This is a genomic window from Klebsiella quasivariicola (assembly GCF_002269255.1).
Taxonomy (GTDB): domain Bacteria; phylum Pseudomonadota; class Gammaproteobacteria; order Enterobacterales; family Enterobacteriaceae; genus Klebsiella; species Klebsiella quasivariicola.
This window is the reverse complement of the sequence record NZ_CP022823.1, coordinates 702,021-716,148: the sequence shown is the minus strand read 5'-3', so window position 1 is coordinate 716,148 and position 14,128 is coordinate 702,021. Positions and strand designations below refer to the sequence as shown.

General features: G+C 57.8%; 14 protein-coding genes. 6 read left to right on the top strand and 8 right to left on the bottom strand.

Features of this window, described 5'->3' with window-relative positions; translation table 11 throughout:
* Nucleotides 1–189: 189 nt before the first annotated feature.
* The 3 genes from parC to B8P98_RS03635 form a co-directional block, all read right to left on the bottom strand.
* Complete coding sequence (gene parC, locus B8P98_RS03645) at nucleotides 190–2,448, bottom strand: DNA topoisomerase IV subunit A (protein ID WP_095032721.1); 2,259 nt, start codon at nucleotides 2,446–2,448, stop codon at nucleotides 190–192.
* Between the two features lie 121 nt (nucleotides 2,449–2,569).
* Complete coding sequence (locus B8P98_RS03640) at nucleotides 2,570–3,439, bottom strand: AraC family transcriptional regulator (protein ID WP_080897354.1); 870 nt, start codon at nucleotides 3,437–3,439, stop codon at nucleotides 2,570–2,572.
* Between the two features lie 77 nt (nucleotides 3,440–3,516).
* On the bottom strand, nucleotides 3,517–3,906 hold the full coding sequence (locus B8P98_RS03635; protein ID WP_025710496.1) for a YgiW/YdeI family stress tolerance OB fold protein: 390 nt from the start codon (nucleotides 3,904–3,906) through the stop codon (nucleotides 3,517–3,519).
* Nucleotides 3,907–4,055: 149 nt separating this feature from the next.
* Here B8P98_RS03635 and qseB point away from each other — a divergent pair, with 149 nt between their 5' ends.
* The 4 genes from qseB to B8P98_RS03615 all read left to right on the top strand — a co-directional run bounded on the left by qseB (nucleotide 4,056) and on the right by B8P98_RS03615 (nucleotide 7,144).
* The gene (gene qseB, locus B8P98_RS03630) at nucleotides 4,056–4,715 is read left to right on the top strand and encodes a quorum sensing response regulator transcription factor QseB (RefSeq protein ID WP_025710497.1); all 660 of its coding nucleotides are present in this window, start codon (nucleotides 4,056–4,058) and stop codon (nucleotides 4,713–4,715) included.
* Complete coding sequence (qseC, locus tag B8P98_RS03625) at nucleotides 4,712–6,061, top strand: quorum sensing histidine kinase QseC (RefSeq protein ID WP_025710498.1); 1,350 nt, start codon at nucleotides 4,712–4,714, stop codon at nucleotides 6,059–6,061. Before qseB ends, qseC begins: the two co-directional genes overlap by 4 nt.
* 106 nt (nucleotides 6,062–6,167) lie before the next feature.
* Nucleotides 6,168–6,749, top strand: coding sequence for an NAD(P)H-dependent oxidoreductase (locus B8P98_RS03620; protein WP_025710499.1), 582 nt, complete (start codon nucleotides 6,168–6,170; stop codon nucleotides 6,747–6,749).
* 80 nt (nucleotides 6,750–6,829) lie between these two features.
* Nucleotides 6,830–7,144 (top strand): putative quinol monooxygenase, encoded by a 315-nt coding sequence (locus B8P98_RS03615; RefSeq protein ID WP_025710500.1) that lies wholly within the window; start codon nucleotides 6,830–6,832, stop codon nucleotides 7,142–7,144.
* Between the two features lie 73 nt (nucleotides 7,145–7,217).
* Here B8P98_RS03615 and parE read toward each other — a convergent pair whose 3' ends face one another.
* Genes parE through nudF form a run of 5 tightly spaced genes read right to left on the bottom strand, consistent with a single transcriptional unit; the run spans nucleotide 7,218 to nucleotide 11,622 of the window.
* Entirely contained in the window at nucleotides 7,218–9,113 is a 1,896-nt protein-coding gene (parE, locus tag B8P98_RS03610; protein WP_025710501.1) for a DNA topoisomerase IV subunit B, read from the bottom strand.
* Nucleotides 9,114–9,143: 30 nt separating this feature from the next.
* Nucleotides 9,144–9,719, bottom strand: coding sequence for an esterase YqiA (gene yqiA, locus B8P98_RS03605; RefSeq protein ID WP_025710502.1), 576 nt, complete (start codon nucleotides 9,717–9,719; stop codon nucleotides 9,144–9,146).
* A complete protein-coding gene (gene cpdA / locus B8P98_RS03600; protein ID WP_025710503.1) occupies nucleotides 9,719–10,546 on the bottom strand; it encodes a 3',5'-cyclic-AMP phosphodiesterase in 828 nt (275 codons plus the stop codon). Before cpdA ends, yqiA begins: the two co-directional genes overlap by 1 nt.
* 24 nt (nucleotides 10,547–10,570) lie before the next feature.
* Nucleotides 10,571–10,993 carry a DUF1249 family protein gene (locus B8P98_RS03595; protein ID WP_025710504.1) on the bottom strand — a complete coding sequence of 141 codons (423 nt, stop codon included), beginning with the start codon at nucleotides 10,991–10,993 and terminating at the stop codon, nucleotides 10,571–10,573.
* Complete coding sequence (nudF, locus tag B8P98_RS03590) at nucleotides 10,990–11,622, bottom strand: ADP-ribose diphosphatase (RefSeq protein ID WP_025710505.1); 633 nt, start codon at nucleotides 11,620–11,622, stop codon at nucleotides 10,990–10,992. The genes B8P98_RS03595 and nudF overlap by 4 nt, the downstream gene beginning before the upstream one ends.
* Nucleotides 11,623–11,818: 196 nt before the next feature.
* Here nudF and tolC point away from each other — a divergent pair, with 196 nt between their 5' ends.
* A complete protein-coding gene (gene tolC / locus B8P98_RS03585; protein ID WP_023340732.1) occupies nucleotides 11,819–13,288 on the top strand; it encodes an outer membrane channel protein TolC in 1,470 nt (489 codons plus the stop codon).
* Nucleotides 13,289–13,455: 167 nt separating this feature from the next.
* Nucleotides 13,456–14,127, top strand: a complete 672-nt coding sequence (locus B8P98_RS03580; RefSeq protein WP_002916849.1) for a DUF1190 family protein — start codon at nucleotides 13,456–13,458, stop codon at nucleotides 14,125–14,127.
* Nucleotide 14,128 lies beyond the last annotated feature (1 nt).

The window sequence follows — 14,128 nt, the reverse complement described above, 5'->3', positions numbered from 1 at the left end:
CTACCTCTAAAACCCAAACCGCTTAGAATTATTCGCTGCTGGCAGAAGGCAGGCTCACGAGTTCTGCGCAGGCCGGGACCGTTCTTCCTGGGTCCCTGATGATGGACATTGTTAATCGCAACGCCTGAATAAACAACGATTTTGCGGCATTTTTTCGCCTCCTCCCGTCAAAGACGGGAGGAGAGGCGTTTACTCTTCGCTATCGCCCGCCGAGGCACGGCGCGGCGAGTCGATTTCTACACGGTCGATCTTCTGCAGCCCACGCATCAGCGAACCGCGGCGGCCGCGCTCGCCGGTAACTTTTTGCAGCTCTTCCGGACGCAGTTTGATCTTCCGTTTGCCGACGTGAATGGTCAGCGTACTCTGCGGCGGCAGAACGAACAGATGTGCCAGACCGTCCTGACCTGCGGCAGCCTCCGCCGCAGGAATGTTGATGATTTTGTTGCCCTTGCCCTTCGACAGCTGCGGCAGATCGCTGACCGGGAACATCAGCATCCGCCCGGCGGCGGTGATGGCCAGCAGCATATCGGACTCGTCCTCAATCACCAGCGGCGGCATCACGTGGGCGTTGTCAGGCAGGGTGATCAGCGCTTTACCGGCACGGTTGCGCGCCACCAGATCGTTGAAGGTGCAGACAAAACCGTAGCCGGCATCGGAGGCCATCAGCAGTTTCTGATCGTCGCCTTCCATCAGCATATGTTCGACGGTCGCGCCCGGTGGCAGCGTTAGCTTACCGGTCAGCGGCTCACCCTGGCCACGCGCAGAAGGCAGGGTAATCGGATCGATGGCATAGCTGCGCCCGGTGGTATCGATAAACACCACCGGCTGGTTGCTCTTGCCTTTCGCCGAGGCCTTCCAGCTGTCGCCGGCTTTATAGCTCAAGCCCTGGGCGTCAATGTCGTGCCCTTTGGCGCTGCGCACCCAGCCCATCTGCGACAGAACGATAGTCACCGGCTCGGACGGCAGCATGTCATGCTCGCTCATCGCTTTCGCTTCTTCACGTTCGTGAAGCGGCGAACGGCGATCGTCGCCGAAGGCATCGGCATCGGCCTGTAGCTCTTTCTTCAGCAGGTTGTTCATCTTACGTTCAGACGCCAGAATCGCCTGCAGCTGATCGCGCTCTTTTTCCAGTTCGCTCTGCTCGCCGCGGATCTTCATCTCTTCCAGTTTGGCGAGGTGGCGCAGCTTTAATTCCAGAATCGCTTCCGCCTGGGTTTCGCTGATGCCAAAACGCGACATCAGGACCGGCTTCGGTTCATCTTCGGTGCGGATGATCTCGATCACTTCATCGATATTGAGAAACGCCACCAGCAAACCTTCGAGGATATGCAGGCGCTTCAGCACTTTCTCTAACCGATGATTCAGACGGCGACGCACGGTATCGCGACGGAACACCAGCCACTCGCTGAGGATCTCCAGCAGGTTTTTCACCGCCGGGCGTCCGTCGAGGCCGATCATATTGAGGTTGATGCGGTAGCTCTTCTCCAGATCGGTGGTGGCAAACAGGTGGTTCATCACCTGCTCCATATCCACCCGGTTGGAGCGCGGGACAATCACCAGACGGGTCGGATTTTCGTGATCCGATTCGTCGCGCAGATCGTCAACCATCGGCAGCTTTTTATTGCGCATCTGCGCCGCAATCTGCTCCAGCACTTTGGCGCCGGAGACCTGATGCGGCAGCGCGCTGATCACCACCGCGCCGTCCTCTTTACTCCACACCGCGCGCATGCGTACTGAGCCGCGCCCGTTCTGGTAGATTTTGCGAATTTCCGCCCGCGAGGTGATGATCTCCGCCTCTGTCGGGAAATCGGGCCCTTGCACAATATCCAGCAGCTCGTCGAGTGTGGTTTTCGGCTGTTCAATCAGCGTAATCGCCGCTTTGGCCACTTCACGCAGGTTGTGCGGTGGAATATCGGTCGCCATGCCCACCGCGATGCCGGTGGTGCCGTTGAGCAGAATGTTTGGCAGGCGCGCCGGCAGCATTTTCGGCTCCTGCAGCGTGCCGTCAAAGTTTGGCACCCAGTCGACCGTCCCCTGTCCCAGCTCGCTAAGCAATAGCTCGGCATACTTTGACAGACGGGATTCGGTGTAACGCATGGCGGCGAAGGATTTCGGATCGTCCGGCGCCCCCCAGTTCCCCTGGCCATCCACCAGCGGATAGCGGTAAGAGAACGGCTGCGCCATCAGCACCATCGCTTCATAGCAGGCGCTGTCGCCGTGCGGGTGATATTTACCCAACACGTCGCCGACGGTACGGGCGGACTTTTTGAATTTGGCGCTGGCGTTCAGCCCCAGCTCGGACATCGCATAGACGATGCGACGCTGGACCGGTTTTAAGCCATCGCCAATAAACGGTAATGCCCTGTCCATGATCACGTACATGGAGTAGTTCAGGTAAGCATTTTCCGTAAATTCATGCAGCGCAAGGCGCTCTGCCATATCGCTCATTAATCGTGGATCCTCAATCTGGGTACCGACCGTTCGGACGGCAAAACTACCCGCGATAATACCCGATCTCACGCCCTGAGTCACAGGGCGTGAGATCGGCTGAGGATTCCATCACGCTTAATCAGGCCAGCGGCAGATAAATATCGGTTTGCAGTTCATGCTCAGCCACCTCATGGACAAAATTGAGGTAACGGAAGTACACCGGAAAATCCCGTAACGTCTCGCCTGAGGTGGGTAGCCAGTCGCGATAGAGAAACCAGACGCTCTGCGCCAGGGTGTCCAGCGAGCCGTGATGGCGCACGACGGCGCAGCGTCCGCCGGGGATTTCGCCGTTAATCACGCCAAAGGCGTTTTCACCGACCGGCCGCTCGACCGTGCCGCAGATATCAAAACGAAATGCCTCCTGCGGGGTGGTCTGCGGATCGTCCCAGGCGATCCCCCAGGTATCGCGGGTGGCGACGGGCGATAATCCACTCGTCTTACGCCAGGCAATAAAACGCGCGGCGGTGGCGTTGACAAGGTCCGGGCTGCCGCGATGTTGCAGTACGGCTACCCGGGTGGTGGGGAAGGAAATGATATTGACGTCCATCGACGTTTGCTCCTGTAGCGTATGTTTCGGTACGCGTCGATGCCACTCGGCCCAGTCCGGTTGCTGCCGGAACTGGGTCGGGCTTTGGTCAAACGCGGTACGGAAGGCACGGCTGAACGACTCCGCATTCTGAAACCCGGCATCAAGGGCAATGTCGATGACTTTATCGCGGGGGTTGAACGCCAGGCGCCAACAGGCGCGTCGCAGACGCAACCACTGGATGTACCGGTACAATGGAATGCCGGTATAAGCGCTAAATTGCCGGTGAAAATGGTAAGGCGAACTGTGCGCTATCGCGCTCAGCGCCTCCAGCGACAGCGGCTCATCAAGATGGCGCGCAATGTACCTACAGACACGCTGGAAGCGCCCGACATACGCCGGGCTGGCCTTAATATCGTTCATCGTCTCCTCCTCGCGACCTACTCTGACAGAGCGAGGATAGCGATTCCTGACCGATCTTGCGCTTCTCGTCGCTGGCCTTATGGCGTGATTTTACGGATCTGTTTAACGTCGATTTCCACCGAGTTCCAGTCCTTATCGACCTCCCCCTGAATTTCGACCGTGTCTTGCGGGCCGACGGTCACGCCGTTCCAGCGCTTGTGGTCGATATCGACATTGATGACCCCGGAAGCATCCTGGAACTTATAGAGATCGTCAGAAACGCGCTCGGTGATCTTGCCGCGCAGGGTCACCCAGGTATCGTCCCGCAGCGATTTGGCATTAGTGACGGTGGTGACCGCGCCGCTTGGGCCGGTAAATCCGCCCCCTTGAGTGGTCGAAGAAGGACCGGTGAATCCGCCCTGTCCGGCAGCCAGTACCGGCATAGAAACCAGGGCAACGATCGCGGTCATCGCAGCAATTTTTTTCATCTTATATTCTCCCTTCGTGTTGATATGGATCCTATTACGCCCGACAAAACTTAACGACTTCTTAAGCGGAAAAAAGAAATTTTAATGCTGTACATCACCCGCTTCAACGCGGTTTACTGCGCAAGGAAACAGGATCGTTGGAGGGAAACATGCGCATATTACTGGTGGAAGATGACAAGCTGATCGGCGACGGCATCAAGGTCGGGCTGAGCAAAATGGGCTTTAGCATTGACTGGTTTACCGCCGGGCTGGAGGGCAAGAACGCCCTGTACAGCGCCCCCTACGACGCCGCAATCCTCGACCTCACCCTTCCCGGCATCGATGGCCTCGATATTCTGCGCGAATGGCGCGACAAAGGCCGCCATGAGCCGGTACTGATCCTCACCGCCCGCGATGCCCTTAACCAGAGAGTGGAGGGCCTGCGCCTGGGCGCCGATGACTACCTGTGCAAACCTTTCGCCCTGATTGAGGTGGCGGCGCGCCTCGAAGCGTTGATCCGCCGCGCGCACGGCCAGAGCAGCAGTGAGCTGCGCCACGGCAAGGTGAGCCTCGACCCGAACCGTTTAACCGCCAGCCTCGACGGTGAAAGCCTGACGCTGAAGCCGAAGGAGTTCGCCCTGCTGGAGCTGCTGCTGCGTAACGCCGGTCGCGTACTGCCGCGCAAGCTTATCGAAGAAAAGCTCTACACCTGGGACGACGAGGTCTCCAGCAACGCCGTGGAAGTTCACGTCCATCATCTGCGCCGCAAGCTCGGGAGTGACTTTATCCGCACCGTCCACGGCATCGGCTATACCCTGGGTGACGCATGAAACGACTTGCCCGCCTGAGCCTGCGCGTCCGTCTGACGCTGCTGTTTGCTGTGCTCACCGCGGCCGCCTGGGGCATCGCCAGCGTGATCGCCTGGCAGCAAACCAGCAAAAAGCTGGATAAGCTGTTTGATACCCAGCAACTTCTGTTCGCCCGCCGCCTGAGCGCCATGCATTTCGATGAGTTGCGCGCCCCGCCCGCCTCGACGGGTGAAAAGAAAAAGGTGCGGCATGGACACATCGACGACGACGCGCTGGCGTTCGCCATCTTCACTCGCGACGGCACCATGGTGCTTAACGATGGTGAGAACGGAGAGGATATTCAGTGGAACTCGCAGCGCGAGGGGTTCAGCAATGGCTACCTGCGCGGCGATGATGACGAGTGGCGCTTCCTGTGGTTAACCACCGCCGATGGTCGTCATCGCATCGCCGTCGGACAGGAGTGGGATTATCGGCGCGAAATGGCAATGGATATCGTCACCTCACAGCTCACCCCGTGGATGATCGCCCTGCCGCTGATGTTCGTGCTGCTTATTGTGCTATTAAGCCGCGAACTGGCGCCGTTGAAAAATCTGGCGCGTACGCTGCGCCTGCGCGCCCCGGATTCGGCGGAATCGCTCAGCGTAGAGAAAATTCCCTCCGAAGTTCGCCCGCTGGTTGACGCACTGAACCAGCTGTTCCAGCGCACCCATGACGCCATGCTGCGCGAGCGTCGGTTTACCTCGGATGCCGCCCATGAGTTACGCAGCCCGCTGGCGGCGCTGAAGGTGCAGACTGAAGTCGCCCAGCTCTCTATGGACGATGCAGAAGGACGTGAGAAAGCGCTGGCCCAGCTTCACCAGGGGATCGATCGCGCCACCCGGCTGGTGGATCAACTGCTGACGCTGTCGCGGCTGGACTCTCTCGCCCAGCTGGACGACGTGCAGAAGATCGCGCTTGATGATCTGTTACAGTCAGCGGTGATGGAAATGTACCACCCGGCACAGCAATCCGGCATTGAGCTACGCCTGCATCTCAATGCCAGCAATATCGCCCGCACCGGCCAGCCGCTGCTGCTCAGTCTGCTGGTGCGCAACCTGCTGGATAACGCGGTGCGCTATAGCCCGCGCGGCAGTCAGGTCGATATCACGCTCAACGCCCGAGAGTTTCGGGTGCGCGATAACGGCCCTGGCATCAGCCCGCAGGCGCTGGCGCGCATTGGCGAGCGTTTTTACCGGCCGCCAGGGCAGGATGTGCCGGGCAGCGGCCTGGGCTTGTCAATCGTCCGGCGCATCGCCTCGCTGCACGGCATGCAGGTTGAATTTGCTAACGCGCGCGACGGCGGCTTCGAAGCTCGCGTGTACTGGTAGCGAGATTATTGCTCATTTGGCAAAAGACTTTGCACATTTTGCTTATTTTACTGCCCCGCTTCGCGGGGTAAGATCGTCGGCAAATTTTCATGATTGAGGACAAATGATGAGCAACATTCTGATTATTAATGGGGCGAAAAAGTTCGCTCACTCGAATGGCCAGTTGAACGACACCCTGACCGAGGTCGCGGAGAGTTATCTGCGCGACGCCGGACACGATGTTAAAAGCGTTCGCGCCGAAAGCGAGTACGACGTAAAAGAAGAAGTGCAGAATTTCCTGTGGGCCGATGTGGTGATCTGGCAGATGCCTGGCTGGTGGATGGGCGCTCCGTGGACGGTGAAGAAATATATGGATGATGTCTTTACCGAAGGCCACGGCTCGCTGTACGCCAGCGACGGCCGTACCCGCTCTGATGCCAGCAAAAAATATGGCTCCGGCGGCCTGGTGCAGGGGAAAAAATATATGCTTTCCCTGACCTGGAACGCGCCCATGGAAGCCTTCACTGACAAAGAACAGTTCTTCCACGGCGTCGGCGTTGACGGCGTTTACCTGCCGTTCCATAAAGCCAATCAGTTCCTCGGCATGGAGGCGTTGCCGACCTTTATCGCCAACGATGTGATTAAAATGCCTGATGTGCCACGGTATATCGCAGAATATCGCAAGCATCTCGCGGAAATTTTTGGTTAACTAGGGGCCTAGCTCTACATATTTCGAGTTATTCGAACCTGGAGTATGACGAGATCCACACAGAAGGAGTTGAGTTAACCATGTTAACAGTGATTGCCGAAATCCGTACCCGCCCAGGCCAGCACCACCGCCAGGCGGTTCTCGATCAGTTCGCGAAAATTATCCCGACCGTTTTGCAAGAGGCCGGCTGCCATGGCTATGCCCCGCTGGTGGATCATGCCGCCGGCGTCAGCTTCCAGACCACGGCGCCCGACTCCATCGTCATGGTGGAGCAGTGGGAAAGCGTCGCGCATCTTGAAGCGCACCTGCAGACGCCGCACATGAAAGCCTGGTCGGAAGCGGTCAAAGGCGATGTGCTGGAGACCACCATCCGTATCCTGCAGCCTGGCGTGTAAGCCCGCCAACTCAGTAATGAAATAAGAAAAGGGAGCCTCAGGCTCCCTTTTACGTTTGGCGCAGCGTACAGACTTACACGTCCAGATCCGCCATATCGCCCTTCTCCTGCAGCCAGTTACGACGGTCTTCGGAACGCTTCTTGGCCAGCAGCATATCCATCATCGCCGTGGTCTGCTGTTCATCTTCATCGCTGATCACCAGCTGCACCAGGCGGCGGGTATTCGGGTCAAGGGTCGTTTCCCGCAGTTGCATCGGGTTCATCTCACCCAGCCCTTTAAAGCGCTGGACGTTCGGCTTGCCTTTCTTACGTTTTAACTGCTCCAGCACGCCGGTTTTTTCTTCTTCCGTCAGCGCGTAGTAGACCTCTTTACCAAGGTCGATACGGTACAGCGGCGGCAGCGCCACGTAGACATGCCCCTCCTTCACCAAGGTACGGAAATGTCTCACGAACAGCGCGCACAGCAGGGTGGCAATGTGCAAGCCATCGGAGTCGGCATCCGCCAGAATACAAATTTTGCCGTAGCGCAGCTGGCTTAAGTCATCGCTATCCGGATCGATACCAATCGCCACTGAAATGTCGTGCACTTCTTGCGAAGCCAGCACTTCATCGGACGAGACTTCCCAGGTATTAAGGATCTTGCCTTTCAGCGGCATGATTGCCTGATATTCACGGTCGCGCGCCTGTTTCGCCGACCCACCCGCCGAGTCCCCTTCGACGAGGAACAGTTCGGTGCGATTCAGGTCCTGGGCGGTACAGTCTGCCAGCTTACCCGGCAGCGCCGGACCGCTGGTCAGCTTTTTACGTACCACTTTTTTGGCGGCGCGCAGACGGCGCTGGGCGCTGGAAATAGCCATTTCAGCCAGCAGCTCCGCAGCCTGTACGTTCTGGTTCAGCCACAGGCTGAAGGCATCTTTCACCACGCCGGAGACGAACGCCGCGCACTGGCGCGACGACAGGCGTTCTTTGGTCTGTCCGGCGAACTGCGGATCCTGCATTTTCACCGACAGCACGTAGGCGCAGCGATCCCAGATATCTTCCGCTGACAGCTTCACGCCGCGCGGCAGAATATTGCGGTACTCGCAGAACTCACGCATCGCGTCCAGCAGCCCCTGGCGCAGGCCGTTGACGTGCGTCCCGCCCTGCATAGTCGGGATCAGGTTGACGTAGCTTTCGGTCAGCAGTTCGCCGCCTTCCGGCAGCCACAGCAGCGCCCAGTCCACCGCCTCCGTCTCGCCGGAGAAAGTGCCGACAAACGGTTTTTCCGGCAGCAGCGGCAGGCCGTTTACCGCTTCGCTCAGGTAGTCGTTAAGGCCATCGGCATAGCACCAGCTCTGCTCGCTGTTGTTAACCTGGTCGCGAAATACAATTTCCACGCCCGGGCACAGCACCGCTTTCGCTTTTAACAGGTGGGTCAAACGCGAAACGGAGAAGCGCGGACTGTCGAAGAAGCTTTCGTCCGGCCAGAAATGGACGCTGGTCCCGGTGTTGCGTTTACCGCAGGTACCGGTGACGTGCAGGTCTTCTACTTTCTCACCATTTTCAAAGGCAATGCTGTAGACCTGACCGTCGCGACGAACATTCACCTCTACGCGTTTTGACAGGGCGTTGACCACCGAGATCCCGACCCCGTGCAGGCCGCCGGAAAACTGGTAGTTTTTGTTGGAAAACTTACCGCCCGCGTGCAGTCGGCAGAGGATCAGCTCAACCGCCGGCACCCCTTCTTCCGGGTGGATGTCGACCGGCATCCCGCGCCCGTCGTCAATGACTTCAAGGGACTGGTCGGCATGAAGGATAACTTCCACGCGTTTGGCGTGGCCTGCCAGCGCTTCATCCACACTGTTATCAATAACTTCCTGACCAAGATGGTTAGGACGCGTGGTGTCGGTATACATGCCCGGACGGCGGCGCACCGGCTCAAGCCCGGTGAGTACCTCAATGGCATCAGCGTTATATGAAGATTGCGTCATGGTGTGTATTCGTAGGTCGTTCAGGGCCGTTTAGTGCAGGCCGAGAAATTCGATAATCTGAGTGAAATGATCGTCAAAGCCGACAAATGCGTGATTACCGCCCTCCTCCACCGTCTGCCGGCAGGAGGCGTAGTAATGAACGGCCTGGCGGTAATCAAGCACTTCATCCCCGGTCTGCTGCAGCAGCCAGAGTAAATCCGGCGCTTCGAGCGGGTCGATTTGCATGACTTTGAGATCGTAAATATGGCGAGACTCTAGCACATATTGCTGCCCGGTGTATGGATTCTCATTGTGGCCGAGAAAATTGTTCAGCAGCTCAAACGGCCGCACTGCCGGGTTAACCACCACCGCCGGCAGCATAAAGCACTGCGACAGCCAGGTCGCGTAGTAGCCGCCCAGCGACGACCCAACGACCCCCAGCGGTTCGCCGCCGTGCTCCAGCACGATGGATTCCAGCAACTCTGCCGTTTCCGCCGGATAGGGCGGCAGCTCCGGCACCACCATGGTGATATCAGGATAGTGCTGCGCCAGCCAGGTCTTTAACGCCATCGCCTTCGCCGAGCGCGGAGAGCTGTTAAAGCCGTGCAGGTAAAGGAGCGTCGCCATCAGTAGCCTTCTGAAGCAATATCCGGATGAAACTCGGCGCCTTCCAGCCGGCACACTTCGGTGGTCAGCGTCCCGTCAGGATGCAGCTCCAGCCAGCGCCAGCCCGGTGAAACCGTATCAAGGGTGAAGTTGGCGCAGTGCGGTTTGAACTGCACGCAGGTCGACGGCGTCGCCATCATGCGCCGGCCATTCCAGTCCAGGTCAAGCTCCTGATGAATATGGCCGCACAGCAGATGCTTCACCCGCGGCCAGGCACTCAGCGCGCTGTCCAGCGCACCGGCGTTGCGCAGACTGTGTTGATCCAGCCAGCTGCAGCCGGCCGGCAGCGGATGGTGATGTAACAGAAGTAAGGTATAGCGCTCCGGCGCTTCCGCCAGCTTGTGTTCAAGCCACTCCAGCTGGAAGTCGCTCAGCTCGCCATGGGGAACGCCAAACACCTGGCTGTCCAGCAACAGGATCTGCCAGTGATCGCCGAGAAATACACGCTTGGCGGGCGAAATACCCGACTCCTGCAGCGTGCTGTACATCGCCGGCTGGAAATCATGGTTGCCTGGTAGCCAGACGCAGGGTGCAGCAAAACTCGCGATACCCTCAGCAAAATGCTGATAGGCCGCGGAGGAGTGGTCCTGCGCCAGATCGCCTGTTGCGACAATTAAATCGCATGGACGCTGTGAGGCATGAATGGCCGACAGTACAGCCTGATAACTTTCCCAGGTATTGATGCCTAACAACGTTTCATGTTTTTCAGCAAACAGGTGAGTATCAGTAATTTGTAAGATCCTGACTCTGGCCTCACCAGCCAGAGGTAGGTTTAACAGGCTTTCCAAATGGTGTCCTTAGGTTTAACGACGCTAACAAACCGGAATCGCCATCGCTCCATGTGCTAAACAGTAACGCAGCCAGTCGGCCAGAAACTGATTAATTTGATGCTTTTCGTCGCGTTGATGCAACTTTTTATTAGGATAATCATACCGCGCTTTGAAGCGAAAGATCTGCTGACTCGAACACACTTCGGCCACCATGGCGTCATGGTAGAGGCGTACGGTCATCGACGGCAGGCTCCAGTAGCTCACCGCTGGCAGAGTCTGCTCTATCGCCACCAGAGTAGTGTAGCGGGTTGATTCAATTATCGTTAATCGATATTGCGCGCTTCCCACCTGATAGCTCACCTTCTCACCCGCTGCATCCGTTCGCGGCAACAGGCGGCGCAACTGCGCGAAATTGGTCTCGCACAGGCGCATCATCTCAGGGAAGTCAGGTGTATAACGCTTCATTTTGTCCACTCGTTTCGTAAATTGTGATAATGCAATTGCAGCCATTGCAAGGCGATGACAGAGGCTGCGTTGTCGATTTTCCCCTCTTCTACCCACTGGTAAGCCTGCTCCCGGCTCACCACATGCACCCGAATATCCTCGTTTTCCTCGGCCAGGCCGTGAATGCCTTTCGCCGTGGATGCATCAACTTCTCCCACCAGGATCGATAACCGTTCGCTGGTGCCGCCAGGACTGGCCAGATAGCTTAATATTGGTTTCGTCCGCCCGACTTCAAGCCCGGCCTCCTCCAGCGCTTCCCGACGGGCGACATCCTCTACCGTTTCACCCTCTTCAATCATGCCGGCGACCATTTCGAGCAGCCACGGGCTCTCGCTGGTATCATAGGCGGCGATACGGATTTGTTCGACGAGCACCACTTCGTCGCGCACCGGGTCAAAGGGTAGCAAGACGGCGGCATGGCCGCGCTCAAAAATTTCGCGGGTGATTTCGCCGCTCATGCCGCCGTTAAACAGGCGGTGGCGAAAACGGTATAAATCGAGCGAAAAAAAACCACGATATAGCGTTTCGCGTGCAATAATTTCTACATCATTTTTGGAGAAGGTAATTCCCTGCTGCGTGGGTTTGCTCATTGTCATGTCCTGCGAATCCGAAATTAGGGATTTCCAAACCGTTTGGCTACCGTTTTACGGTCCGTATGTTAGATTGGTGCAAATTACCGCCGGATGGCACGTAACGCCAACTTTTTACGGCGGCAGAATCGATACAATCAGCGGAATTTTTCTTAGAATTAGACCAGCGCTAAATGCTTCACAACAAGGAATGCAAATGAAGAAATTGCTCCCCATTCTTATCGGCCTGAGCCTGACCGGGTTCAGCGCCATGAGCCAGGCGGAAAACCTGCTTCAGGTTTACCAGCAGGCACGCATCAGCAACCCCGATCTGCGTAAATCGGCAGCCGATCGTGACGCCGCGTTCGAAAAGATCAACGAAGCGCGCAGTCCATTATTGCCTCAGCTTGGGCTGGGAGCAGATTATACCTATACCAATGGCTATCGCGACAGCAACGGCGTCAATTCTAACGTCACCAGCGGCTCGCTGCAGTTAACGCAGGTTCTGTTTGATATGTCGAAATGGCGCGCCCTGACGCTGCAGGAAAAAACGGCAGGCATTCAGGATGTCACGTATCAGACCGATCAGCAAACACTGATTCTGAATACCGCGACGGCCTATTTTAAAGTGCTGGCTGCCATCGACACGCTCTCCTATACCGAAGCGCAGAAACAGGCCATTTACCGCCAGTTGGACCAAACCACGCAGCGCTTTAACGTAGGCCTGGTGGCGATCACCGACGTACAGAACGCCCGTTCACAATACGACGCCGTGCTGGCGAACGAAGTGACCGCGCGCAACGATCTCGACAACGCCGTCGAAGGACTGCGCCAGGTCACCGGTAACTACTATCCGGAGCTGGCCTCCCTGAACGTGAACGGCTTCAAGACCAATAAGCCGCAGGCGGTCAATGCCCTGCTGAAGGAAGCGGAGAACCGCAACCTGTCGCTGCTGCAGGCGCGTCTGAGCCAGGACTTGGCTCGCGAGCAGATTCGCCAGGCGCAGGACGGTCATTTGCCGACCCTGAACCTTTCCGCTTCTACCGGCGTTTCGAATACGCGATATAACGGTTCGAAAACCAATACCCCGCTCGCCTACAACGACAGCGACGTCGGGCAGAACCAAATCGGCCTGAACTTCTCTCTGCCACTGTATCAGGGCGGCGCGGTGACCTCGCAGGTCAAACAGGCGCAATACAACTTCGTCGGCGCCAGCGAGCAGCTGGAAAGCGCTCATCGCAGCGTCGTGCAGACTGTGCGTTCGTCGTTTAACAACGTGAACGCCTCCATCAGCAGCATCAACGCCTACAAACAGGCGGTGGTCTCTGCGCAAAGCTCCCTGGATGCTATGGAAGCTGGCTACTCGGTGGGTACACGTACTATCGTTGACGTCCTCGACGCCACTACCACGCTGTACAACGCCAAGCAGCAGCTCTCTAATGCGCGCTACAACTACCTGATCAACGAGCTGAACATCAAGTCGGCGTTAGGTACTCTGAATGAGCAGGATCTGGTCGCCCTGAACAACACGCTGGGTAAACCAATCCCGACCTCCGCTGACAGCGTCGCGCCGGAAAATCCGCAGCAGGATGCCACCGCTGATGGCTACGGCAATACTACCGCCGCCGTGAAACCGGCGTCCGCACGGACGACGCAGAGCAGCGGCAGCAATCCGTTCCGTCAGTAATTCTCATACTGTGACGCGCATCGCCTGTTCGTTGGACAGGCGATGCGTTAAACGTAAGGCAACGTAAAGATCCGCCGCTTTGCGCCCCTCTTCGCTTCATTTTCCACCACTCATCCTCTATCCTGAGCGTTAACACACGCCATACCACTGGGTCCTGGAAGACAAATATGAAACGGACAAAAAATATTAATCATTCGTCGTTCCGCAAAAGCTGGAGCGCACGCCATCTGACGCCAGTCGCACTGGCCGTCACCGCGGTCTTTATGCTTGCCGGTTGCGAAAAAAGCGACGAAACGGTGTCGCTGTACCAGAACGCCGATGACTGCTCCGCCGCGAACCCGGGCAAAGCAGCCGAGTGCACCACGGCCTACACCAATGCGGTAAAAGAGGCAGAGCGCACCGCGCCAAAATATGCCACCCGCGAAGACTGCGTCGCTGAATTTGGCGAAGGTCAGTGCCAGCAGACGCCAGCCCAGGCAGGCGTCGCCCCGGAAAACCAGGCGCAGGCGCAAAGCAGCGGTAGCTTCTGGATGCCGCTGATGGCCGGCTATATGATGGGCCGCCTGATGGGCGGCGGCATGGCGCAACAGCAGCCGCTGTTCAGCTCGAAAAACCCGGCCAGCCCGGCCTACGGTCAGTACACTGACGCCAGCGGCAAGAGCTATGGCGCCGCTCAGCCGGGCCGCACCATGAACGTGCCGAAAACCGCGATGGCGCCGAAGCCAGCCACCACCACCACCGTCACCCGCGGCGGCTTTGGCGAGTCGGTAGCGAAACAGTCGACTATGCAGCGTAGCGCCGCCGGTTCAACGTCCTCTTCTCGCTCAATGGGCGGCTAAG

Excerpts from the sequence above, each read along its gene's own strand:
- B8P98_RS03620 (WP_025710499.1), top strand. The coding sequence starts at position 6,168 with ATGAGCAACATTCTGATTATTAATGGGGCGAAAAAGTTCGCTCACTCG.
- parE (WP_025710501.1), bottom strand. The coding sequence starts at position 9,113 with ATGACGCAATCTTCATATAACGCTGATGCCATTGAGGTACTCACCGGG.
- parC (WP_095032721.1), bottom strand. The coding sequence starts at position 2,448 with ATGAGCGATATGGCAGAGCGCCTTGCGCTGCATGAATTTACGGAAAAT.
- qseB (WP_025710497.1), top strand. The coding sequence starts at position 4,056 with ATGCGCATATTACTGGTGGAAGATGACAAGCTGATCGGCGACGGCATC.
- B8P98_RS03635 (WP_025710496.1), bottom strand. The coding sequence starts at position 3,906 with ATGAAAAAAATTGCTGCGATGACCGCGATCGTTGCCCTGGTTTCTATG.
- nudF (WP_025710505.1), bottom strand. The coding sequence starts at position 11,622 with ATGAGCAAACCCACGCAGCAGGGAATTACCTTCTCCAAAAATGATGTA.
- B8P98_RS03595 (WP_025710504.1), bottom strand. The coding sequence starts at position 10,993 with ATGAAGCGTTATACACCTGACTTCCCTGAGATGATGCGCCTGTGCGAG.
- B8P98_RS03640 (WP_080897354.1), bottom strand. The coding sequence starts at position 3,439 with ATGAACGATATTAAGGCCAGCCCGGCGTATGTCGGGCGCTTCCAGCGT.
- B8P98_RS03615 (WP_025710500.1), top strand. The coding sequence starts at position 6,830 with ATGTTAACAGTGATTGCCGAAATCCGTACCCGCCCAGGCCAGCACCAC.
- tolC (WP_023340732.1), top strand. The coding sequence starts at position 11,819 with ATGAAGAAATTGCTCCCCATTCTTATCGGCCTGAGCCTGACCGGGTTC.
- qseC (WP_025710498.1), top strand. The coding sequence starts at position 4,712 with ATGAAACGACTTGCCCGCCTGAGCCTGCGCGTCCGTCTGACGCTGCTG.
- yqiA (WP_025710502.1), bottom strand. The coding sequence starts at position 9,719 with ATGGCGACGCTCCTTTACCTGCACGGCTTTAACAGCTCTCCGCGCTCG.
- B8P98_RS03580 (WP_002916849.1), top strand. The coding sequence starts at position 13,456 with ATGAAACGGACAAAAAATATTAATCATTCGTCGTTCCGCAAAAGCTGG.